At 63.3% G+C, this 24,475-nt stretch carries 7 protein-coding genes and 1 pseudogene; 3 read left to right on the top strand and 5 right to left on the bottom strand.

Annotated features, from left to right (window positions below):
• Positions 1 to 141: 141 nt before the first annotated feature.
• Together AC628_RS19675 and AC628_RS19670 are read right to left on the bottom strand one after the other, a co-directional pair.
• Positions 142 to 12,801, bottom strand: coding sequence for a beta strand repeat-containing protein (locus AC628_RS19675; RefSeq protein WP_074128441.1), 12,660 nt, complete (start codon positions 12,799 to 12,801; stop codon positions 142 to 144).
• An 85-nt stretch (positions 12,802 to 12,886) separates the two neighbouring features.
• Positions 12,887 to 14,209: an autotransporter strand-loop-strand O-heptosyltransferase gene (locus AC628_RS19670; protein WP_245321234.1), complete on the bottom strand. Its 1,323-nt coding sequence runs from the start codon at positions 14,207 to 14,209 to the stop codon at positions 12,887 to 12,889.
• A 145-nt stretch (positions 14,210 to 14,354) separates the two neighbouring features.
• Here AC628_RS19670 and AC628_RS19665 point away from each other — a divergent pair, with 145 nt between their 5' ends.
• Entirely contained in the window at positions 14,355 to 15,158 is an 804-nt protein-coding gene (locus AC628_RS19665; protein ID WP_074128440.1) for an FkbM family methyltransferase, read from the top strand.
• 17 nt (positions 15,159 to 15,175) lie between these two features.
• Here the strand turns inward: AC628_RS19665 and AC628_RS19660 are convergent, their stop codons facing one another.
• On the bottom strand, positions 15,176 to 16,588 hold the full coding sequence (locus AC628_RS19660; protein WP_074128439.1) for an HlyD family type I secretion periplasmic adaptor subunit: 1,413 nt from the start codon (positions 16,586 to 16,588) through the stop codon (positions 15,176 to 15,178).
• Positions 16,572 to 18,713 carry a type I secretion system permease/ATPase gene (locus tag AC628_RS19655; RefSeq protein ID WP_074128438.1) on the bottom strand — a complete coding sequence of 714 codons (2,142 nt, stop codon included), beginning with the start codon at positions 18,711 to 18,713 and terminating at the stop codon, positions 16,572 to 16,574. The genes AC628_RS19660 and AC628_RS19655 overlap by 17 nt, the downstream gene beginning before the upstream one ends.
• A 609-nt stretch (positions 18,714 to 19,322) precedes the next feature.
• Here AC628_RS19655 and AC628_RS45365 point away from each other — a divergent pair.
• Complete coding sequence (locus AC628_RS45365) at positions 19,323 to 22,295, top strand: hypothetical protein (protein ID WP_245321233.1); 2,973 nt, start codon at positions 19,323 to 19,325, stop codon at positions 22,293 to 22,295.
• A gap of 556 nt (positions 22,296 to 22,851) precedes the next feature.
• On the opposite strand, the gene AC628_RS19645 is transcribed toward AC628_RS45365, so the two are convergent.
• Positions 22,852 to 23,682 (bottom strand): sulfotransferase family protein, encoded by an 831-nt coding sequence (locus tag AC628_RS19645; protein WP_245321232.1) that lies wholly within the window; start codon positions 23,680 to 23,682, stop codon positions 22,852 to 22,854.
• A 276-nt stretch (positions 23,683 to 23,958) separates the two neighbouring features.
• Between AC628_RS19645 and AC628_RS43000 the strand changes: the two are divergent.
• Positions 23,959 to 24,475 (top strand): annotated as a pseudogene (locus tag AC628_RS43000) (hypothetical protein); the annotation flags it as partial.

Genomic DNA, 24,475 nt, shown 5'->3' with positions numbered 1-24,475 from the left:
CGAACCGCGGCACACGGTGCGGACTCCGGAAGCACGGCATGACACGGAAAAGGCCCGCCGAGAGGCGGGCCTTTTCCGTCTCTGCCGACAGGCGGAGCCACCTACCTTGGTGGCGGCCCCGCATGTCTCACCTTCAAGTCCTCACGCGTGCTGCGGCTGCGCCAGCTGGCTGACCTGCGTCGCCGGCGGATCGACAACCAGGGTACCGCCATGGCCATCGCTCGATGCCGTGAATGTCGAGGCCATGTAGTTGCCCAGCAGCGCAATACTCGCCGTGACGGTGCCGTCCGTCACCGTGAGCGTTCCGTTCGTGCTGGTTCCGCTGAAGGTCGGCGTGTGAACGTTCGCGAAACTGATGTTCGCGAAATCGATCGCGTCCGAACCCGTCATCCCGGCGACGGTGCCGCTAAAGCTCGCGGAATTGTCGAGCTTCAGCGTTCCCGTCGAGCCCTGGAACGACACGGCGGCGCTCGAAGCCCCCGGCAATTCCAAGGTAGCGCCCGTTGCGATGCTGGCGCCGCTCGGGCTCTCTCCCGTCACGTTGAAAGGCTGCCAGGCCCCCCACGCGATGCCGTCATTGGCCCGGATCCAGAGCTGATCAGTGCCCGAGCCGGCCTGATAGGTCGTCGTGGCAAGCTGTGCCGCGGTGACGTCGATCTCGGTATTTGCCTTCTGCGTTGCGTTGTTGACGATCCAGGCCCCGTTCGTGTTGGAATCCCACAACGCGTATTTCGTTATGGTATCGCCATCCGCGTCCGTCGCGCTGAACAGGCTCGATGCGGCAAAGGTCTGGCCGGAGACCGTCACCACGTTCGCGGCCGACACCGTCGGCGCCTGGTTGGTTGCGGTCGCCGAGAACGCCGTCCAACTCCCCCACATCATGCCGTCATTGGCCCGCACGTAGAGCAGATCCGCCGGCGAACCGCCGGGGCCGAACACGTAGCTCACCTGCGACAGGTTCGCCGCCGACACGTCGATCTCGACGCCCGCCTGCTGCACTACGCCATTCACCACCCAGTGGCCATTGCCGCCGGTGTCCCAGAACGCATACTGGGTGATCGCGTCGTGGTCGGCGTCCGCCGCCGTGAACAGGCTCGAGGCCGCGACCGAATGGTCGTGAATCCCGGTCGCGCTCGACGCCGTCACGACCGGAGCGTGGTCGGGCCCCGGCGTTGCCGTGAACGCCGTCCAGGTGCCCCACAAGAGGCCATCGTTGGCCCTGACGTAGAGTGTGTCGGGCGGGGTGCCGGTTGGCCCGAACACGTAGCTGACCTGCGACAGGTTCGCCGCCGACACATCGATCTCGACGCCGGCCTGCTGCACTACGCCGTTGACCACCCAGTGGCCATTGCCGCCGGTGTCCCAGAACGCGTACTGGGTGATGGCGTTGTTGTCGGCGTCGGTGGCCGAGAACAGGCTCGAGGCGAGCGCCGATGTCTCGCCATGGGTCGCTGCGACGTTCTGCGCGGTCACAACCGGCGTATGGTCGGCCCCCGATGGAGCCGTGAACGCCGTCCAGCCGCCCCACATGAAGCCATCGTTGGCCCTGACGTACAGCGTATCGGACGGCGCCCCTGACGGCCCGAACACGTAGCTCACCTGCGACAGGTTCGCCGCCGACACGTCGATCTCGGTGTTGGCCGCCTGCGCGACACCGTTCACCACCCAGTGGCCGTTGCCACCGGTGTCCCAGAACGCGAACTGGGTCATGCTGTCGTTGTCGGCGTCCGTGGTCGTGAACAGGCTCGAGGCGAGTGTTGTCGTCTCTCCTGGGGTGACGGTCACGTTCGGCGCGATCACAACCGGCGCGTGGTCGGGCCCCGGTGTGGCCGTGAACGCCGTCCAGGCGCCCCACAACATGCCGTCATTGGCTCGCACGTAGAGCGTATCCGCCGGCGAACCGCCGGGACCGAACACGTAGCTCACCTGCGACAGGTTCGCCGCCGACACATCGATCTCGGTGTTGGCTGCCTGCGCGACACCATTCACCACCCAGTGGCCGCTGCCGCCGGTGTCCCAGAACGCGTACTGGGTGATGGCGTCGTGGTCGGCATCCGTGGCCGAGAACAGGCTCGAGGCGAGCGCCGATGTCTCGCCATGGGTTGCTGTCACGTTCTGCGCCGTCACAACCGGCGCTTGGTCGGCTCCCGGCGGGGCCGTGAACGCCGTCCAGCCGCCCCACAGGAAGCCATCGTTGGCCCTGATGTACAGCGTATCGGGCGTCGAGCCGGGCGGCCCGAACACGTAGCTCACCTGCGACAGGTTCGCCGCCGACACATCGATCTCGGTGTTGGCCGCCTGCGCGACACCATTCACCACCCAGTGGCCGCTGCCACCGGTGTCCCAGAACGCGTACTGGGTGATGGCGTCGCCATCGGGGTCCGTGGCCGAGAACAGGGTCGTGGCGGGCGCTGACGTCTCTCCTACGACGACTGTCACGTTCGGCGCCGTCACAATCGGCGCGCGGTCAGGCCCCGGTGTTGCCGTGAACGCCGTCCAGCCGCCCCACACGTAGCCATCGTTGGCCCTGACATACAGAGTATCGGGTGCCGACCCCGTTGGTCCGAACACGTAGCTCACCTGGGACAGGTTCGCCGCCGACACATCGATCTCGACGCCGGCCTGCTGCGGCACGCCGTTGACGACCCAGTGCCCGTTGCCGCCGGTGTCCCAGAACGCATACTGGGTCATGGTGTCGTGGTCGCCGTCCGTCACCGAGAACAGGGTCGTTGCGAGCGCTGACGTCTCTCCATGGTTTGCTGTCACGTTCTGCGCCGTCACCACCGGAGCCTGGTCAGGTCCCGGTGTGGCCGTGAACGCCGTCCAGGCGCCCCACACGTAGCCGTCGTTGGCCCTGACATACAGCGTATCGGGCATCGACCCTGTCGGCCCGAACACGTAGCTCACCTGCGACAGGTTCGCCGCCGACACGTCGATCTCGGTGTTGGCCTGCTGGGTGACACCATTCACCGTCCAATGGCCGTTGCCGCCGGTGTCCCAGAACGCGTACTGGGTCAGCGTGTCGTTGTCGGCATCCGAGGGCGTGAACAGGCTCGAGGCGAGTGCCGATGCCTCTCCATGGGTTGCCGTCACGTTCTGCGCGGTCACAACCGGCGCCTGGTCAGGCCCCGGTGTTGCGGTGAACGCCGTCCAAGCGCCCCACAGCATTCCGTCGTTCGCTCTTATGTAAAGCGTATCGGGCATCGACCCTGTCGGGCCGAAGACATAGCTCACCTGCGACAGGTTCGCCGCCGACACATCGATCTCGGTGTTGGGGAGCTCGGTAATGCCATTCACCACCCAGTGGCCGCTGCCGCCGGTGTCCCAGAACGCGAACTGGGTCATCGATTGCCCAACATCCGGATCGGACACCGAGAACAGGCCTGTTGCCGCAATCGACGTTTGGCCGTGCAACGCAGTGACGTTGCTGTTGTTGGCGATCACGGTCGGCGGGGTATCAACAAACGCCTTTGCCGTGAATTGAGTCCAGCTGCCCCAGGCCGTGCCGTCATTGGCCCGCACGAACAGCGTATCGGTCGAACCGCTTGGACCGAACACGTAGCTCACCTGCGACAGGTTCGCCGCGGAAACATCGATCTCTGCGTTGGTGGGCTGGGTGACGCCGTTGATAGCCCAGTGTCCGTTGCCTTGCGTGTCCCAGAACGCAAATTGGGTGATGGCATCGCCATCGGCGTCCGTAAAGTTGAAGAGAGCGGAGGCCAGTACAGAGGTCTCACCGAGGACTGCCGTCACGTTGGCCGCCGTCGTGACCGGCGGGTTATCTGCACGCGTCGTGACCAGAGTGCCGGTGCCGGAATCCGCGCCAACGCCGAACCGCACGCCAGGTGTCGCATCAAGCTGCAGATCGAAGGAGGAAGCCCCCTCGGTTACATGCAGGACGTTGCCAGCCAGCAAGGTCGCCGATCCGCCGGATACGAAATTGAGGCCAGCAAGATCGATGCTGTCGCCCAGCACCAGACTGCTGATGGTCGTGCCGGCCAACGAAGTGCCATCGATCTTGAGCTGACCGCCGGAGCCGCTGAAGGTGATGCCGCCGCTCGCGACGCTACCGGCCTGCAGTTCGACCTTGCCGCCCGAAATCGTCAACGGACCGGTCGACCCGCCGGAAGAAACCAGTTCCGTGCCGCCGGCAAACACCGTCACGTTGCTGGTGGCCGCCCCGGCCACGTTGAACGTGCCGCCGCTGGAGACGGCGACATTGTGGGCAGTCGCCCCGGACAGAACATTCAGCATGCCGCCACTGCTGACGGTCGTGTGGTCGATCGCGCCTCCCGACGACACGTTCACCGTGCCGCCCGAAATCCCTGTTCCCGAGCTCGTCACGCCGGTGACCACACCGCCGGAGAACACGTTCTCGACGCCGCCGGCAAACACCGCGACGTTGCTCAGAACCGTGCCGCCGACATTGAAGATGCCGCCGCTTGAGACAGAGATATGGTCTACCGTCGCGCCGGACGAGACATTCAGGTCGCCGCCGCTGAAGACGGTCGCATATTCGAAAGACGCTCCGGAGAGAACGTCGACCAAGCCGGAAATTGCGGTGCCCGAACCGGGGACGCCGGTGACCGAGCCACCCGCCGAGACGATTTCGTGGCCGCCGCTTTGAATACTGACATTGCTGGTGATCTTGCCCTGCACGTTGAGCGTGCCGGACACGTTGATCATGCTGGCCGAACCGCCGGCCAGCACGTTGAGCGTCCCGCCGGATGCGATGAACGTACCGGTACCGGCCGTGCCGCTGATGGTGCCCTGGATGACGCCACCGGACGAGACGTTCTCGATACCACCATTGGACACCAGGATCGTATTGGACGTGGTCCCCATCACGTTGAGCGTGCCGCCCGCGGAGACGGTCGTCCCGACACCATTGGAGGATGCAGAGACCAATCCTCCCGCCAGCACATTTTCTATGCCGCCGCTCGAAATGACGACGTTGCTGGTGACGGTGCCGCCAAGGTTCAGCGTGCCACCCGACAGCGTGATGTCATGCGCCGTCGCGCCGGCAGAAACATTCAAGGAACCGCCGCCGAAGACCACGGTGTTGAACGTCAGGCCGCCGGCAGAAACATTCTCGACACCCCCGCTTGAAACTCCCGTCGCAGCCGAACCACCGGCCGACACATTCACCACGCCGCCAGCCGAAACTCCGACGAAGGAGATCGCGCCGCCCGACGAGACGTTCATCGTGCCGCCCGCGGAAATGCCGGTCCCCGATCCGGACGCACCGCTGACGATGCCTCCGGCGTAGACATTCTCGACGCCGCCGCTCGCGACGTAGGACTGACCAAGCTCGGTGCCGTAAATGTTGAAGACACCACTGCTGGTCACGCCAACGAAGGTTGCCGTTCCGCCGGCCAGCAGATTGAGCGTCCCACCTGAAACCCCGGTCCCCGATTGCGGAGAACCGCTGATCACACCTCCGGACGAGACGTTCTCGACGCCACCGCTGAAGACCGCCTCAACCGCCGCGTAACCGCCGGAGAGGATGTTCAGGATGCCACCAGCATAGACGCCGGTTCCTGATCCACTCACGCCGCTGATCGTGCCGCCCGAATAGACGTTCTCCACACCACCGCTGGAAACGGCGACGCTGCTGAGCACTGTCCCGCGGACATTGAACGTGCCGCCGCTGGAGACGATGAGATGCGCCGCCGTACCGCCTGCGAGCAGATTCACGGTGCCGCCGGAGATAAAGGTTCCCGAGCTGGTCGCGCCGGTGATCAGACCACCCGAAGAGACGTTTTCAGTGCCGCCCGCGAACACTGTCGTCTGGCTTTGGACAGTGCCAAGCACATTGAGCGTGCCGCCGCCGGAGATGAACATGTTGTCGGCCAGACCGCCCGAAAGCACTGTCGCTGTGCCGCCATTCGACACCGTCGTGCTGGTCGCATCGCCACCGGACGAGACCAGCAACTGACCGCCACTCGACACGACCATGCCGATCGTCACTCCGCTGTCGAACTCGATACCGCCTTGAAGAACAGTGTTCAGAGCGGTGCCGCCCGACTGCACGGTCAAGGTCTGGCCACCGCTGATCACCAGACCGGCGCTGACCTGGCCATTGCTGACCACGATGTTGCCACTGGTCCCGCCACTGCTGGCGACCAGGTAGATATCGGTGCCGGCGCCGTCAGCGGCGCTGCCGAATTGCGTGCTGAAGGTCTGGCTTGGATTCAGCTGGATCGCCAGCGTGCCGTGGTCGTTGGTTGCGATATCCAGAACATTGCCGGCGCCGAGACCGATGCTCGTGATCTCCGACATGCCCACGCCGGTCAGGTTGATCGTATCCGTGACTGAGAACCCGGAGATGACCGTGGTCGGCATCGCCGTGCCATCGATTTCGAGCTTGCCGTTGGGGCCGACAAACACCACCGATCCGGCCTCCGCGGCGCCGCCGCCGAGATCGGCCGTGCCGCCGGAAATCGTGAGCACACCACCCGCCATGATTTGCGTGTTCGACGTGGTGCCGTGGGACAACACGATCTCGGTGCCGCCGCTGGAGACGGTCGTACCGATGTCAACACCGCCGGACAGCACATTCTCAATGCCGCCAGATACAACCGTGACGTTGGATGTGGTCGTACCAGCCACATTGAGCGTACCGGATCCGGAGAAGGTCAGGTTGTGTGCCGAAGCCCCGGCAGAAATGTTGAGCACGCCACCGGAAAGCAGCGCGGCATGGTCGAACTCGGCACCCGAACTGACATTCACCGTGCCGCCAGAAATACCCGTACCGCTGCCGGGGATGCCGGTGACGACGCCGCCGGACAAGACGTTCGCGGTACCGCCGCCATAGACGGCCATGTTGTGGAGCATCGTGCCGGCAATGTTGACGATCGCCCCGCTCGATACGCCGATATTGGTAGCCGAGCCGCCGGCCGAGATATTCACCACGCCGCCAGCGGACACACCTGTCCCGTTACCCGTGCCGCCGCTGATCAGCGCGCCCGACATGACGTTCAGGACACCGCCGCTGCTGACTAGAATATGGTCGGCCTTGCCACCAGACAAAACAGTGATCGTGCCGTTGTCGCCGGTGAAATTGCTGGCGTTGCCTGTTGCATAACCGCCAGAGGAAACGGTCTCGGTCCCGCCGGAACCGATGAAGACATGGCTGAGCGTCGTGCCGTCCACGATCAGCGAACCGCCGCTTGAAACAGATATGTCGTGCCCCGGAAGGGCGCTGGAGGACACGGTGTAGGTGCCGCCGCTGCCGACGAAGATGGCCCCGCCGCTGAGAATGTTTTCGCCCGAAACGGTACCACCGGCGAAAATCGCCAATTGCCCGCCGCTTCCGATCGTCGGATCGAGGGCAACGCCGCCCGAAACCGTCAATATCGCCAACAGTCCAGGAGAGTTTGCGCCCGAAACGGTTGCCGAGATGCTTTCGCCCCCGGCGAGAACGTTCTGGTCGGAGCCGGACAGAATCTGGGCGCCGGTATCCACACCGCCGCTTATGATGGACTCGTAACCGCCGGACAGAATCGTTCCCGTGGCGCTGCCGCCGGCCGAGCCGGCATTGCTGCCAAAGGGCGTCAGACCGAGATCGAGGAACCCCTGGCTGGACACGACAGTACCCGTCGCCGTGCCGCCGCTGAGCACGGTGAGGCCGCCGAAGCTGCCAACCTGGGTTTGCGAAGCCGCTCCGCCGGAGGAAACCGTCAGTACGCCGTAGCTGCTGTTGTTGGATCCTGCGATCTGCGCGGAAATGGTGACGCCGCCTGCCGAAACGGACTCGTTGCCGGCCAGGATCGCGGCGCCGGACTCGACGCCGCCGCTCTTCACGGCTTCGAAGCCGCCGGACAGAATCGTGGTGCTGGTTGCGCTGCCGCCATCGATCTCCATGTAGCCGGCAGAAGCGACGGTTGCGCCGATGGCGCTGCCGCCAGATAAATATACACTACCGCCGGTCTCCACGGTCGCGCTCGACGTCACGCCGCCGAAAAAGACAACCTCGGATCCAGCGGAAACGATGGTGTTTATCGCCGTGCCACTGTCGTTCTCGACGCCACCGTCGATGACGGTGTTGTTCACCGTGCCGCCGGCCTGCACCGTCAGCGTCTGACCATTGCTGATCACCAGGCCCGTGCTGGTCTGCCCGTTGCTCACGGTGATATTGCCGCCACCGTTGCTGACAAGGTAGATGTCGGTGCCGCTGCCGTCCGCGCTGCGGCCGAATTGGTTGGCAAAGCTCTGGGTCGGGTCGAGCTGAATGCTGAGCGTACCGTGATCGTTGGTCGCAATCTTCAGCACGTTGCCGGCGCCGAGGCCGACGCTAGTGATCTCCGACATGTTGACGCCGGTCAGATCGATGGTGTCGCCGATGACCAGGCCGTTGACGACCGTCGTCGGCATCGAAATCCCGTCGATCTCGAGCTTGCCGCCGGCGCCGGAGAAGATCACCGTGCCGCTCTCGGTCGATCCGCCGTTCAGATCGACGATGCCACCGGCCGAGATCATGACCACGCCGCCCGACGAGACCTGCGTGTTCGATGTCGCGCCGAGGTTCATGGCGAACAGCAAGCCACCGCTGGAGACCTTGGCGCCAATGCTGAGGCCGCCCGCCGAGACATTCTGGTTGCCGCCAGACAGAATCGTGGCGCCGGAATCGACGCCACCTCTGGAGACAGCCTCGAATCCGCCGGACAAGATCGTGCCCGTCGCGCTGCCACCGGCCGATCCAGGAATGCCGTTGAACGGTCCCTGGCCGATCTGGAAGAAGCCGCCGCTCAGCACCGTCGTGTTGGCCGCCGTGCCGCCGCTCAGCACGGTCATGCCGCCGGAGTTGGAGATCGTCGTTGCGGATGCTACACCGCCCGAGGTAACTTGCGCGCCGCCGCCGGCAATCGTGGTGGACACCGCGAGGCCACCGGAGTTCACGCTGAGCTGACCGCCCGACACCGTCGTGTTGCTCGCCGTTCCGCCGGCCGCACCACCCTGCCCCTGGTACGGCGGAACGCCGAGTTGCATGAAGCCGGCATTGCCAACAATGGTGCCCAAGGCCGTGCCGCCCGACAGCACGCTCTCCATCCCATTGGCCGTAAGGGTGATGGCGGAGGTCAGGCCGCCCGACAGCACGTCGAGGATCAGGCCGGTACTCACCGGATAGCCGCTCACGACAGCGCCCGGCCCCACCTCGAGGTTGGTGCCGCCACCGAACGTCGTGTTGGAAAGCTGCGAAACGGACGCTCCGCTGACGAGTTCAACGGCGCCGAAATTGGTGACCGAGACCCCACTGAGCGTCCCGCCCGCAAACAACTTCAGCAGACCGCCATTGACCCCCGTGGCGGTTGCCGCACCACCGGAGAGAACATCGAGTTCACCGCCGCCGTTGATATTGGTGCCGTTCGCCACGCCTCCGGACGAAACGGTTTCCAGGCCGCTGTAGAAGATGTTGATGTTACTGGTCGTGCTTCCCGCGAGATTGAGCCGGCCACCGTTGTTCACGTTGACATCATGCGCGGACGCGCCGGCCTGCAAGTTCAGGATGCCACCGCTGTTGACGGCAGCTTCGCTGACCGTGCCGCCCGAGGATGCATTCACGGTGCCGTTGACGTTGACCGTGGGGAAACCGGACGGATTGATCGATCCGCTGACGGCGCCGCCGGCAGAGACGTTCAGCGCGCCGCCGCCCGTAACGAACACGTTGCTCGTAGCCGTGCCTAGAAGGTTGAGCGTCGCCCCGCTCGATACAGTCAGATCGTGAACAGTGGCGCCGGCTGCGATAGCGGCCGAGGCTCCGGACGACAAGGTAAAGAACTCGGACTGGCCTCCGGAGGAAACGTTGAGCGAGCCTCCCGACAGCGTGAAGGACTGGGCGTTGCCGCCTGAAAGTACGTTCAGCGCGCCTCCCGACACCGCGAAGCTCTGCACGCTGCCGCCCGAAGATACGTTCTCCGTGCCACCGGAGTAGATCGTCGCGTTGCTGGTCTGAGACCCCGCGAGATTGAGGACACCGCCACTGCTGACGCCGAGGTCGTGGATCGTCGCGCCATTGTCGACCGCGACCAGGCCGCCACTGTTGATTGTGAAGAAGGAGAACTGACCGCCTGCGGTCACGCTGACCGTGCCGCCCGAGACACTCGTCCCGCTGCCGGGTGCGCCGGTCTCGATGCCGCCCGAGGAGATCTCGATGAGGCCGCTGGAATAGACCGCGACCTGGCTTGTCACCGTTCCGGCGACGTTCATCGTGCCGCCCGAGGACACGGCAAGGAAGGACGCTGCACCGCCCGAGGACACGTTGAGCGTGCCGCCTGCGTAGACCGTGGAATGCTCGAGCGTAGCGCCGACCAGAACGTTGAGCGTGCCGCCGGAAACCCTGGTGCCCGAACCGGTGACGCCGTTGGCATTGCCGCCGGCAAGGACGTTCTCGGTGCCGCCGGAGAGCAGGAACGTGTTGCTGGTGATCGATCCCGCAACGTTGAGCGTGCCACCGCTCGACACGGTCAAGTCATGCGCGACGCCGCCGATGTCGATATTGAGCTGGCCGCCACTGCTGACCGTCGTGCCCTGCTCGGTGCCGAACACGTTCTCCGTGCCGCCGCTGAGCACAGTGCCGATCGCCGCGCCGCCCGAGAGCACGTCAAGCGTTTGTCCGGCGCTGATCACGAGACCGGTCGAGGTCTGGCCGGCACTTACCTTGATCGCCGAGCTATCGATGAAGGTGATGTCGGTTCCCGTGCCGTCGGCGGCGCTGCTGAACGTGCCGGAGAACGTGTCTCCCGGCGAAAGCTGCAGGTTAAGCGTTCCATTGTCGCTGGTCGCGACTGCCAGAACGTTGCCCGCACTGAGGGTGATGCCGGTGATGTTTGCCGCACTCTCACCGGTGAGATTGATCGTATCCCCGATGCCGAATCCGGAGATGACGGTGCCGGGCATAGCCGTGCCGTCGATTTCGAGCTTGCCGCCCGCGCCGGCAAAAATCACCGACCCCGACTCGGTCGCTCCGCCGTTCAGGTCAACCGTGCCCGCGCCGGAAATCGTGACGACGCCGCCGGACAGGATCTGCGTGTTCGACGTCGTGCCATGGACGTAGACGTTCTGCTGGCCGCCGCTGGACACCGTGGTACCGATGTCGATGCCGCCTGACAGCACATTCTCGATGCCGCCTGAAACGACGGTGGCGCTGGATGTGATGGTGCCCGCCACATTGAGCGTTCCCAATCCGGAGAACGTCAGATTGTGCGCCGTCGCTCCGGAATTGATGTTGAGTACGCCACCGGAGACCAGCGCAGCGTGATCGAGCTCTGCGCCCGATGCCACGTTGATGGTGCCGCCGGCAATGTTAGTGCCGCTGCCGCTGGAGCCGGTGACGACGCCACCCGAAAAGACATTCTCGACGCCGCCGGTATAGACCGCCTGATTGCGGAGCACGGTGCCGGCGATATTCGCGGTGCCGCCGCTCGAAACGGCGAAGAAGGCGGCCGAGCCGCCGGCAAGGATGTTCAAGGTGGCGCCGGCCGACACGCCCGTGCCGGAACCGGACGTGCCGCTGATGAGGCCACCCGAGTAGACGGTCTCAACCGCGCCGGCCGAAATGCCGACATTGCTCAGCGTCGTGCCATAGACGTTCAGCATACCGCCCGACTTGACGACGACATGGTCGGCCTGGCCGCCGGACATCACGTTGATGGTACCGTTGTCGCCGGTGAAAAGGCCGCCGCTGCCGCCGCCGCTTCCGGTGATGAGGCCGCCCGACAAGACGTTGACCACGCCGCCACTGGCAACGAAGAGATTGCTCGTGACGGTGCCGGCGACGCCGAGGACCGCGCCGCTGTTGACGGCCATATGGTCGAGCGTGCCGCCCGACAGCACGTTGACCATGCCGTTGTCAACGTTGTTGCTGCTGCTGCCGAGCGCGGTCTCGACACCGCCGGAGGCGATGGTTTCGACAGCACCCGACTTGACGAAGACATCGTGCAGCGTCTGGCCCGCTGAAACAGTGAACAACGCGCCGCTTTCGAGCGTAACGCGACCGCCGCTCAGCACGGTCTCGCCGATCACCGTGCCGCCACCCGCGATGTCGAGCAAGCCATTGCTGCCGACGGTCGTGCCGCTCGCGATGCCGCCGTTCGACACGAATTGGGCGGCAAAGAACCCGGAACTGTTGGCGCCAGAGATTGTGGCTGAAACGCTGAGACCGCCGCTCGAGATGTTCTGGCTGCCGCCGGACAGAATCGTGGCGCCGCTGTCGACACCACCGCTCGAAATCACCTCGTAGCCGCCGGACAACGTCGTTCCGGTGGCGCTGCCGCCACTCGAAATGTTCAGGCCGCCGGAAATCCCGACCGTCGTGTTCGTCGCCGAGCCGCCCGCGGAAATCGAGACGTTGCCAAAGGAGCCTGCGCCGCCGGTGACGGTCGTCGAGACCGCCAGCCCCCCTGACTGGATGCTGACACCGCCACCCGACACGACCGTGGCGCTTGCGGTCCCGCCGGCGAGACTGGCCGAGCCGTTGCCGGGGTTAAATCCCAGCGCCAGGTAGCCGCCGGCGTCGACCACGCCGCTGACGAGCGTACCGCCGCTCAGGACGGTCTCGGCACCGCCTGCGGAAATCGTCGTGCCGGAAGCAACGCCGCCGGAGTCCACCTGCTCCTGGCCACCATTGTAGACCGTCGTACCGGTCGTGGTCCCGGAGTCGAATATGAAGCCGCCGCTCAATTGCGTGCCAACGGCGCTGGCGCCGGGATCGACGATCAGCGTGCCGCCATTCAGGACGGTATCGCCGGTTTCAGTGCCAGAAGATACGGTAACGGTCACGCCGCCAGAAATCGTCTGCATGGCTCTGCCCCTGGGCCAGAATAAAATTCATTTGTCGGGTTCGGTCGTCGATGCCGCCTAGTCGGGCATCGACGTCGTCTACGCGCTACACTTGGGCGCCGACCGGAAATCCCGGTATGCGCTGAATAATCTGCTTGACGTGATCGGCCGTAATCAGCCGCGTGCATTCGAATTGCCGGGGCGAATTGGCATGCCGCGGGCACCACAGAAAATCCTTGTGGTCGAAACGCACCCGCGGATCGTTCCAGCAACTGTTGCACGCGTGAAAATTGACGATGCGGTAGGGCGTTTCGAACTCGTTGGTCGGATGGGTGAACCCGCTGATCATGACGACCGGCGTCCCCGAGGCCCACGCAAGCCACGACAGGCCGCTCGACAGACCGATGAAAAAGTCCGCGTGCTTCAGGTAACGAAATCGCTCGGCAAGCGGCTTATCGCCCGTCTGATCTTCGGCACCATTCGGAATGTGGTTCCAGATCAGCTGGGTGCCGTGAGTGGCCTTCTGATCGATGCAGACCACTCTGTAGCCGGCCGCCTTCAGGAAATTGACGATCTCGCGCCAACCGTGCGGGTTGTTCCAGTATTTGCTTTGCGTGGTGCTCTGAACCGCGATGCAGACATAAGGTTCGGCAATCGGCCTCTGATCGTCCTTGATGACAATGCGCGGAGGCTGCTCGGTCGGATCGACACCCAGAATATAGCCCGCGGTCCGATGTAGCCCGACATGGCGGAAATCGGTCGGCTGATAGACGCAATCCTTGTCGTCGAAGAACAGTCCAATTCTGTAGGTCGCGTAATATCGCTTGGGCTTCACCTCTTCGTGGGTGATGAATTCGATGTCAGGATACGCGTCGCGGAACAGCTCGATCAGCGGCGCCCCCATGGCGCAGCTCAGCTTGCAGCCGTGCTTGTCCTTGAACTTCACGGCATAGGGGAACCATCCCATCGTATCGCCGAGCGTCCCGACCGGAAACTGGATCAGTACTTCGCGATCTTTCGCCGAGTATTCATGGTCAAGGATGGTTTCGCCCTGCTGGGAAACCTCGATTCCGAAACGAACGTAATAGCGCTTACTGCTGTTGACATAGCCGCCGGCGAATTCCGTTTCGAACAGCACGTTGCCGGTGTCGAGATCGCGAATCCTTACCTTCCAGGGTTGCTCGCCATGCGGGCAAACAATTCGCGCACCGTCGTTGAAGTCGAAGCGCAGCCCCTTCGGACCCAGCTCTGTCGGCAGTTCGGCGGCCGCAGGATAGGCGGGCTTCGGAGCGTCGGCATTCGACGCTACAACCTCCGACTTGACTGGTGTGACATCGGTCGAACGATCAACGATTATTTTGGGTTGATCGGTGACATCGTCGATCGAGCGCTTCAGCCCAATCGCCGGCGCAACGGCAATGGCATTCACGAAATATCCCCTGCCCTGAAATAAACAGCCGCTTAAAAAGTGCAGGGAAGGTAAGCGAGATTGACAACCGCGTCAACGGACGAAAACCTTAGCGGGTACCCCTTCCAGCCGTTCCTGAACGGCAGACACAAAGAAACACACAACGATGAGTCGCAATCCCAGCAAGATCCCGTTTGTGATCGCAGCGTCGACCCACGGTCCGCTGATCGTCAACCGGCTGGACTACCACACGGCGGGCGGCCACACTTTTGGAGTCGGGATTCAGATTCTCGAGCACGGCGCGTTCGACACCACTGAAATCGAGCTGACGAAGGGGCTTCTTGCGCTGCGAAGGACCTACCGGGGCGATGGCGTGGTCGCGATCGACTGCGGGGCGAACATCGGCGTTCACACCATCGAATGGTCCAAGCACATGGACGGCTGGGGTTCCGTCATTGCCATCGAGGCGCAGGAACGGGTCTACTACGCGCTTGCCGGCAACATCGCCATCAACAACTGCTTCAACGCGAGGGCGATGCACGCGGTCATTTCGTCGGAAACCGGGAAAGCCTGGGTGCCGACCCTCAGTCATCAGGAGCCCGCCAGTTTCGGCAGCCTGGAGGTGACGCAACGCTCGGCCACGGAGCAGATCGGCCAGAAGATCGACTATTCAGAGGCCAGCGGGACTGAGACGACAATGGTCACGCTGGACTCGCTGAATCTGGGCCGCTGCGACCTGATCAAGATCGACGTCGAGGGGATGGAGTTGAAGGTGCTGGAGGGCGCCAGCGCCACGATCCGGCAGCATCACCCGATCATTCATGCGGAATTCATCAAGACCGACAAGGCCGCACTCGTTCGCAAGCTGAACGATCATGGCTACCGGACATACGACGCCGGGCAAAACTGCCTTGCGATCCATGGATCCGATCCAAGCCTGAGCCACGTGGAATCCCGAACCACGTCATGACGGCCTGACGGGCTTCGTCACCGCTCGCGGAGGGCATCCTGCCGGTAGCGCACGATCGGCGACAGCAAGTAGCTCATGATGCTGCGGGCGCCGGTCCTGATTTCGACGGTGACGGTCATTCCCGGCGAAAGACTGATCTCCTTGTCGTCGACGACCATCTTGGTCCGGTCGATCGAGACGTGCGCGATATACACCGGCCCCTGCCCCTTCGGCTCGCTGCTCTCCTCCGTCGCTGCCGCATTGGGCTCGCGGGCGGAATCCCGCGGCCGGTCGCGGGAGACAGAATCGGGCGAGACGCTGACGATCTTGCCGTGCAGCAGGCCGTAGCGCGTGAAGTTGAAGGTATCGACCTTGATTTCGGCATCCTGCCCCGGGTGCACGAAGCCGATGTCGCGATTTGAAACCATCGCTTCGATTTCGATCAGACTGTCGCTGGGCACGACCACCGCGAGCGTCTGGGCGGGCGTGACGACACCGCCGACGGTGTGCACGGCCAATTGCTGCACCACGCCGTCGATCGGTGCCGCAAGTTTTTGAAGGTTGGTCTTGTGCTCGGCTTTGGACACCTCGTCCTTGAGGCTGCCGGCCTTCTGCGTCGCCTTGGCCAGATCATCGTACAGGCGGTGCCGGTATTCCGAGATCAACTTCGCGCGCGTCTCAACGAGTGCGGCGACGGCCGCATTGGCCTCCTGGAGCTTGCTCCGTTGCACCAGGATGTCCTGCTGCATCCCGACAAGCTCCTGAAGCTCCTGCAAATATTGCAGCTTTGAACCGTACTCTCGGTCCGCCAGGTACTTGCGAACGTTGACGCGCTCCTGCAGCACCGGCAGTAAGGCTTCAATCTTGGCGATGCTGGCGTCGATCGTCTTGGTCTCCGCCACCTTCTGCACCCGCTGCCGATCCAGCTCGGACAATTTGGCGCGCTGCTCGGAGTCCTGGCTGCGCAGGTACTCCAGATGCATCTGAATCAAGGCAGGCGGCGTGTCGTCCGGCGCGCCGTCGAGCGCGCTGATGTTGCTGTCGAGCGCCGAGCGCGTGCGGGCAATGTCCAGCAATGACGCGAGCAGATCGTTCTTCAGGTGCTGAAGCTCCGCCTGATTGCTGGTCGGATCCAGCTCGATCAGAATTTCGCCGGCCTTGACGGTCTGGCCGTCGCGGACGTGAATGGCCCGCACCACCCCGATCTCGAGCGGCTGGACCAGCTTCACGCGGTCGCCCGGCACGATCTTTCCGGGGGCAGAGGCAACGATATCGATCTTGCCGAGGCCGGCCCATGCCACGGCGCAACAGAACAGGGCGGCAAGCAACACGGCCGTCAGCCTGGCGGTCGGAGATGGCGGCGTCTCGACGATTTCGAGGGCGGCCGGCAGGAAGGCCAGTTCGTCCCGCGTTTTGCGCCCGGTCGCGAGCGCTTCACGAGCCGACTTCATGGATCCCCGCCTGCAACCGGTACAACGACGCGTATCTTCCGCCCGTGCTGAGCAGCTCCTCGTGGGACCCCTGCTCAACCAGCCGGCCGCGATCGATGGTGATGATTCGATCGGTACGCCGGACGGCGGATAGCCGATGCGCAATGACAAAGACCGTTCGTCCCTTCACGATCCGGCTCATATTGTCCTGAATGACCCTTTCGCTTTCGTAGTCCAGCGAACTGGTCGCTTCATCGAAGATCAGGATGCGCGGATCGGTGATCAGGGCCCGCGCGATCGCGATGCGCTGCCGCTGGCCTCCCGACAGACTGGAGCCGCGCTCGCCCACGACGGTGTCGTAGCCTTCCGGCAGCTCGAGAATGAATTCATGGGCTCCCGCAAGCTGAGCCGCGGCGATCACCTGCTGCATCGGAGCGGCCGGATCGGCGAGCGCGATGTTTTCCCGTACGCTGCGATTGAACAGCACGTTTTCCTGCAGCACGACGCCGACCTGGCGGCGCAGCCATGCCGGATCGACCATCGCGAGGTCGACGCCGTCGACAAGGACCCTGCCCTTCTCCGGGACGTAAAGCCGCTGAACCAGCTTCGTGAAGGTGCTCTTGCCGGACCCCGACGGGCCGACGATGCCGACGACCTGGCCGGCGGGAATGTTGATGTTGATCTCGTGCAGCACTTCGGGTCCATCGACCCGGTATCGGAAGGACACGTGTTCAAGCGTGACCTGCCCCTTGATGGGCGGCGGCACGGCGCGGCCGGGGTTGAAGGTCTGTTCCGCCGGCGTATTCAGGATGTCGCCGAGCCGCGCGACCGAGAGCCTGGCCTGATGGAAGTCCTGCCAGAGTTGGGCCAGCCTCAGGACCGGCGCGCTGACGCGTGACGAGAACATGTTGAAGGCGATCAGCTCGCCGACCGTGAGGCTGCCGTCGATCACCAGCTTGGCGCCGGCGTACAGGATCACCGCGGTGACGAGCTTGCTCACGAACTGAACCGATTGGCTCGCAACATTGGCGAGGCTGAGCACGCGGAAGCTGGCCGCAACGTATTCGGCAAGCTGCTCCTCCCAGCGGCGCTGCATCTGCGGTTCGAGCGCCATCGCCTTGATGGTCTCGACCCCGGTCACGCTCTCGACGAGAAACGCCTGGTTCTCGGCCCCGCGCTCGAATTTGGTGTCGAGCCGCTGCCGGAACATCGGCGTCGCGCCGGCCGAGATGCCGACATAGAGCGGGAAGGATCCGAGCACGATCCAGGTCAGGATCGGCGAGTAGACGAACATCACCGCGATGAAAACGACGGTGAAGAACAGGTCGATCACGACCGTCAGGGCCGAGCCGGTCAGGAAGTTGCGGATGTTCTCGAGCTCGCGGACCCGCGCAACCGAGTCGCCGACCCGGCGAGCCTGGAAGTAGGCAATGGGCAGCCCGATGAGGTGCCGAAACAAGCGGGCTCCCAGTTCGACATCGATCCTGTTCGTCACGTGGGAGAACAGATAGGTCCGCAATATCGCAAGCGCCGTCTCAAACACCGCGATGCCGATCAATCCGACGACGAGCACATCGAGCGTGCTGAGCGTGTGATTGACCAGGACCTTGTCGATCACCACCTGAAAGAACAGCGGCGACACCAGCGCGAACAGCTGCAGGAAAAAGGAGGCGATCAACACCTCCACGAAATGGTAGCGATACTTGTGGATCGCCCCCAGAAACCATGACAGGTCGAAGCGGCGTGCAAGGTTGACCAGTCCCGCCCGGCGGCTGACCAGGATCATCCGGCCTGACCAGACCGCTTCCAGATCGGCCCGCGTGATCAACTCCGGGCGCTCTGACAGCGGCGATTGAACGAGGATCTTGTCGGCGCCCACCTTGGCAAGAATCAAATGGCCACCGTCGCGCAACAGCGCGATGGCAGGAAGCGGGGCCTTCTCGAGCCTTAACCAGTTGGTCGTCACCTCCCGGGCCTTGACGCCGGTCGAGCGCGCGTAGCGCAGCATCTCTGGCGTTCCGAACGGTCCATGGCCGAACTGGTGACGAATCTGGTCGACATCGGCGGGGATGCCGTGAAATCGCAGCAGCATCGCGAGCGCAACTATCCCGCTGTCTGCTGCCGTACCGCTCCGCGTTTCAATCATCTCGCGATTTAATCTGCTCAGTAGCTGAAAATGACTGCCGTCGAACGCGAACCGACACTGTCGTGAGCGCGCCCCCCCGTCCCTGCTCCTTCGGCCTCGTCAGCGCAAACCGACTATTCGCAACGAACCGATAGAGCAGCAGATGAATATGACACCCAGAGTACTATGTCTCTTCGGCGGGATGCAATTGGCGTTGTAAGTGAACGAGCCGAATTCACGACCAACATCATGCCGATCCCGGAGTCCCTCGTCGGAACCGCTCGCAGCCGACCCACGCTCCGTAGTCTTACGGACCGCGGCGCGCTTGGCGTGGCCTTGGCATGGCTGCCAGCGAGGTCACGAGGGCGATCGCATCGGCCTCACGGCACATAAATGCCATTCTGATCTTGCAGCATGCGAGACCGGCGCCGGGCTCCATCCCATGCCCCAAGCCAATCCCGCCGGAGGCGCTGGACATCAATGAACAGTCTCACGCACCGCCTTGTCCGGGGCCGGCGCCTTGGCCTCGGTTGACTAGCCCGTGACTGGTCAGCATGAATGGTGCTTGTTATTGGTACGCTACCATAGATTGAAAGTCCGACCAAGATGCCTTGGAATTATTCCGTAACATTGAATGATTCATCGAACGCCGGCGCGTCTGCCGACGCCTCTCTTGTTTACGATGTCGAGCAGGCCCTCAATGTCTGGCAGCGTTATGTCCTGGGCATTGGCACCCTGGTGGTGCAACTCAACATCCTGCCCACCAGCGTCGGCCGTGCCGACGGCGGGCCGACCTCGAGCTACTATGTCGGATCAAACGGCGGGCTCGCGGTGTATGAGCCGTCAAGCCAGTACGAGCTGACCACCGGGCAGCATGTCGCCGGCACGACAAGCGACATCACCATCAACGTCGATCCCGGCTACTTCCAGTACATCGACATGGATTATGGCCTGACCTACGCCAGTCAGGTGCCTGGAAACGTGATCAATCCGATCGACGTGTTTCTGCATGAGCTGATGCACGGCTTCGGCATGACGGGCTGGTACAACCAGAGCGGCCAGTTGGCCGGTGCCTACGAATCGACGTTCGACAACCTGATTCAAAAGACCGCCATGGGCGCGTACTTTGTCGGCGCGAATGCCGAGGCGGCCTATGGCGGCCCGGTGCCCCTGACTACAAACAGCACCACCCAGAACTACTATCATTTCGGGAACCAGCAATCCGACCTCTACGCCACCCCGTCGACCGTCAAGGACCCGCTCACGCTGGACTTGATGAACGGGATCGTTTTCTACCCCAATTACCAGTACGCGATCTCCAACCTGGACATCGGAGTTCTGAAGGATCTCGGATACAGCATCCGGACGACGCCCGTCGTCACGGCGAGCGATCAGGCCGCGGGCCGAAATCAGATTTTCGCGGCCTCGTCGCTGTTCTCCGTGAACATGGCCACCGGCGATTCCATCACCGAATATTCCTTCTGGGACAGCAACGGCCACGGTTACTGGACGGTGGGAGGAGTAACCCAGGGCACCAACACCGAGATCGACATCACCGCGTCGCAGCTGGCTCAGGCGAGTTACCAGGCCGGACCCGGCTCGGATACATTGTGGGTGAGAGCCTTCGACGGCTATTTGTGGAGCGACTGGAAATCCTTCGTGCTCTCGCCGGCCGATCACGCACCCGTGGTCACCGCAACAAACGTGACCGCTGGGCACGCGCAGCTGTCGGCAAGTGAATCGGCCCTGTTCACGGCCAGCGACGCGGACGGCGACACGATCACTCAATACGCATTCTGGGACACGCAGGGCCATGGCTACTGGGCGATCGGCGGTGTCGCGCAAGCCACCAACGCCGAGATTGACGTCCCGGCCGCCAACCTCTCGCAAGTGAGCTATGTGTTCGGAACTGCCCCGGACACGCTCTGGGTCCGCGCCTATGATGGATATCTCTGGGGAGCCTGGGTCCCGTTCACGGCGACGCCAAGCGTGGATCATCCACCCGTTGTTTCGGCTTCCAGCTTCACGGCAGCACACGGGCAAACTTCGATCGCGGCTTCGAGCCTGTTCAGCGCCAGCGACCCGGATAGCGATCCGATCACCCAGTACGCACTCTGGGACAGCAACGGCAACGGCGCATGGGTGGTGAACGGCACCGTTCAGGCCACCAATGCGGAAATCGACATCACTGCGGCGCAGCTTGCCCAGACCAGCTACCAGTTCGGCTCGGCTCCGGACCAGCTTTGGGCCAGAGCGTACGATGGAACGCTGTGGGGCGCATGGGTCCCGTTCACGGTCACGCCGGGTCCGGATCATGCGCCGGTGGTCAGCGCGACCGACTTTTCCGCGACCCACGGCCAGGATATCGCCGCATCCAGTCTCTTCAGCGCGACCGACAGCGACGGCGACACGATCACCGCCTATCAGGTCTGGGATTCAACGAGCGATCCCGCCAGCGGTCATTGGGTGGTCGGCGGCGTGGCGCAGGCGGCCAACATCGCGATCGATGTTTCACCCGCTCAGCTGACGAGCACCTCGTTCCAGTCGGGCTCCGGTTCGGATGACCTGTGGGCGCGAGCCAATGACGGCATCACATGGGGAGCCTGGAAAGAATTCCACGTCAACGCGCCGGTCGACCATGCTCCGGTGGTCAGCGCGTCGGACGTGACCGCCACACATGGTCAGGACATCGCCGCGTCAAACCTGTTCGCGGCCAGCGATCCCGACAACGATACGATCACCAACTATCAGTTCTGGGACTCAACGACCGATCCCGCCAGCGGGCACTTTGTCGTGGCCGGAGCCGTAGAGCCGGCGAGCCAGGCCATCGATGTCAGCGCGGCACAGCTCGCCAATACATCATTCCAGAGCGGTTCAGGCTCCGACGATCTCTGGGTGCGCGCCTTCGATGGCATGATCTGGAGCAACTGGAAGGAATTCCACGTCAACGCGCCGATCGACAATCTTCCGATCGTGACGGCCGCCGACACTGCGGCGAGCCACGGCCAGGACATCGCGGCCTCCGCGCTGTTCTCCGCCACCGACTCGGATGGAGACACCATCACGAATTATCAGCTGTGGGATTCGACGTCCGATCCCAGCAGCGGGCACTGGGTGGTCGGCGGAGCAGCTCAGGGCAGCAACGTCGCGATCGATGTCACTGCTGCCCAGCTCTCGAGCACAAGCTTTCAGAGCGGCTCCGGTTCGGACGATCTGTGGGCGCGGGCTTACGACGGCGTTGCCTGGGGGCCGTGGAAGGAATTTCACGTCACCGCACCGATCGACCACGCTCCGATCGTCTCCGCGTCCGACTTCCACGCCACCGCCAACCAGAGCGTGGCCGCAACGAACCTGTTTTCGGTGACCGATTCCGACGGAGACAGCATCGCCCAGTATCAATTCTGGGATTCGACATCGTCGGCCGGCAGCGGCCACTGGAGCATCGGCGGCAACGCGCAGCCCGCCAACACCGCCATCAATGTCAGCGCAGGCCAGCTCGCCAGCACCAGCTTCCAGGGCGGCACCATCACCGACGACCTCTGGGTCCGCGCCAGCGACGGCATGATGTGGAGCGCCTGGCAGGAATTTCATTTCATCGTCTAGTCTAGGCGAGCGACGGGTTTGCTGGGTGGCGATGATCCGTCCGTCCCCCGGGCACCGACGCCTCAAGGCGCGAACCCTGTCGCGGCAGTGACGAGCGCTGTGCAACTCGCTTTTGAGTCATGACCCGGCGGGCCGCACCGCTGCAGCTCTCTCTGATTGAATCGTTCTCATATTAATTAATTGCATCGAGCTTTGCCCGTAACGATAGCTGCACTCCCGTGTCACTATCTGCCCCTCGTGAGAGGGTATTCTCGCTTGCCATTTGCGACCATGCGCCACATGCACCAGCCATGAGCCACATGAACCATATGTATCCCTGCGGCCAGGAAGAATATGTCTCTGTTCCCAGGAAGTACCGCTTCGTGCAGATGAGCCCCTGAGCTGCGTTTCGGTGGATGCCAGATTCGCGGGCTGCGATCGCCGAGATTCTTCGACTACTTTCCGGTCGAGCAAACCGATGTGGACGAAGAGGCCGGATAGTCCGGAACTGTGCTCCATTTTCGAGGCCCCCAGCGTTTGTCCTTTTCCAGGGGCTTCAGCTAGCGGCAGTCACGCGCTACACCACCTCTACGTTGTGCAGGTTCAAGGCGGGGTCGAGCCAGAAGGCCTCATGTTCATACCGGCGGAACAAATCCGGCGGCAGTACGCTGGCACGTGCGATCGGCTCAACTTGCGGGCGCACGGTGTGCAGCCCCGGCGTGCCGATGCGCCGGTCGAACTCATCCGCCTCGTATTGAATATTTTTGAAATCATGGTTGTACGCCGGCTCGCCGATGAAGGCGTACACAGCAGCGATGGCGCGCGCCGGTTCACTTGTCAGCGTTTCAAAGCGCAGAAGCATCAGGTTGGACGGATCCTGGCTGTAAAACGCCTGCTTCACCGCATTATGCGCAAAGCCGACCATGCCGTCTCCTTTGGCCAACCCCTCGGCGCGCGAATATACTGTGCCCTCGGGCTTGTAGTTAAAGATTCCTGAAGGCTGAAAGATATTCCGACGAACCAACCGCTCGATACTGTCGATCACCCATGATACGTGCCGCACGCAGGCGATGATCTTGCTCTGGGGGAATAACTGCCTGAGCAGTTCCAGCCTGACGCACCAGAGACGGTTGGTGTCAAAAATCACATCGGCAGTGAATTCCGGGCCGTAATAACCGTCAAACAGACCTCTTAGAATCCGGCGACGCTGGTCATTGCTGATAAACACGGAATATTCGTTGCGATCGCTCAAGTCGCTCAGCATGGCATCAAACATGCCTGCCAGCGGGCCGCTCATGCTGGCATGAAACCGCGGGTTCTGGCTCAAAATGGCAGACAGCAATGTCGAGCCGGACCGTGGAAGGCCGGAAATGAAGTGAAAACGGCGCTGCAGGGGTTCTTGAGTCAACGCCTCATCCAGACATATCTCTCAATTACAGACGCACTTCAGATAGCCACGTGTAAATTTTGAATTCAATCCGGCCGTGATTTTGAGTTCGCGAAAAGCTTGTATTGTGGCAAGTTTGCACTAGCAGCGAGCGTTCACCAATGTAGGAATTGCGAGGCTTCACGGAGGGGCTCCGTAGTGGCTGAGGCCGATGCCATGAGGCTTCGATCCGATCTGTTTCGTTCTGATTCGCGGGGTCGATCTGATTCTCGCGAAGTCTTGCCGGTGACGCGAGCGATGTCCCGTCGCCGGCGTGTCGGCCAGCTGCCGCACGCGAGCCCGACGCTTGCGGAGGTGAGCCTCTCGTCCCCCGTCATCATGGCTAAGGCCCGCCTGCGCCGCGCGCTGTTGCTCGAAACCACAGCACTCGCTCTCGTGATCCTGACCGGTGCGACAGATGCAATAGTTGGATCTGTCGCAATGGCCGCCGGTGGCACAGCGGGCACCAATACCGGCTTTGGCGGTACGGGCGGCACATCCGCTGGTGGTGGCGCTGGCGCTGATGATACCGGCGGTCTGCCTGCCGGTGGCACCTTCGGCGGCGGCGGAGGTGGCGGCGGCGGCTCTGGCTTCACCGGTGGCGGCGGCGGCAGCAGCGCGGCATTTCAGTCAACGGGAAGCCCGGGCGGCAATGTCAACCAGCCTGTCGCCTTCACCAATCCGGCCGGCTCAATCATCAGCGGTGGCAGAGGCGGCCAGGGGAACACCCTTTACGGCGGCGGCGGCGGCGGTGGCGGCGGCGCGGGAATCGGCG

Source organism: Bradyrhizobium sp. NAS96.2, from assembly GCF_001908235.1.
GTDB lineage: Bacteria > Pseudomonadota > Alphaproteobacteria > Rhizobiales > Xanthobacteraceae > Bradyrhizobium.
Note: the sequence above shows the minus strand (reverse complement) of the source record. Positions and strands in the feature narration are given on the sequence as shown.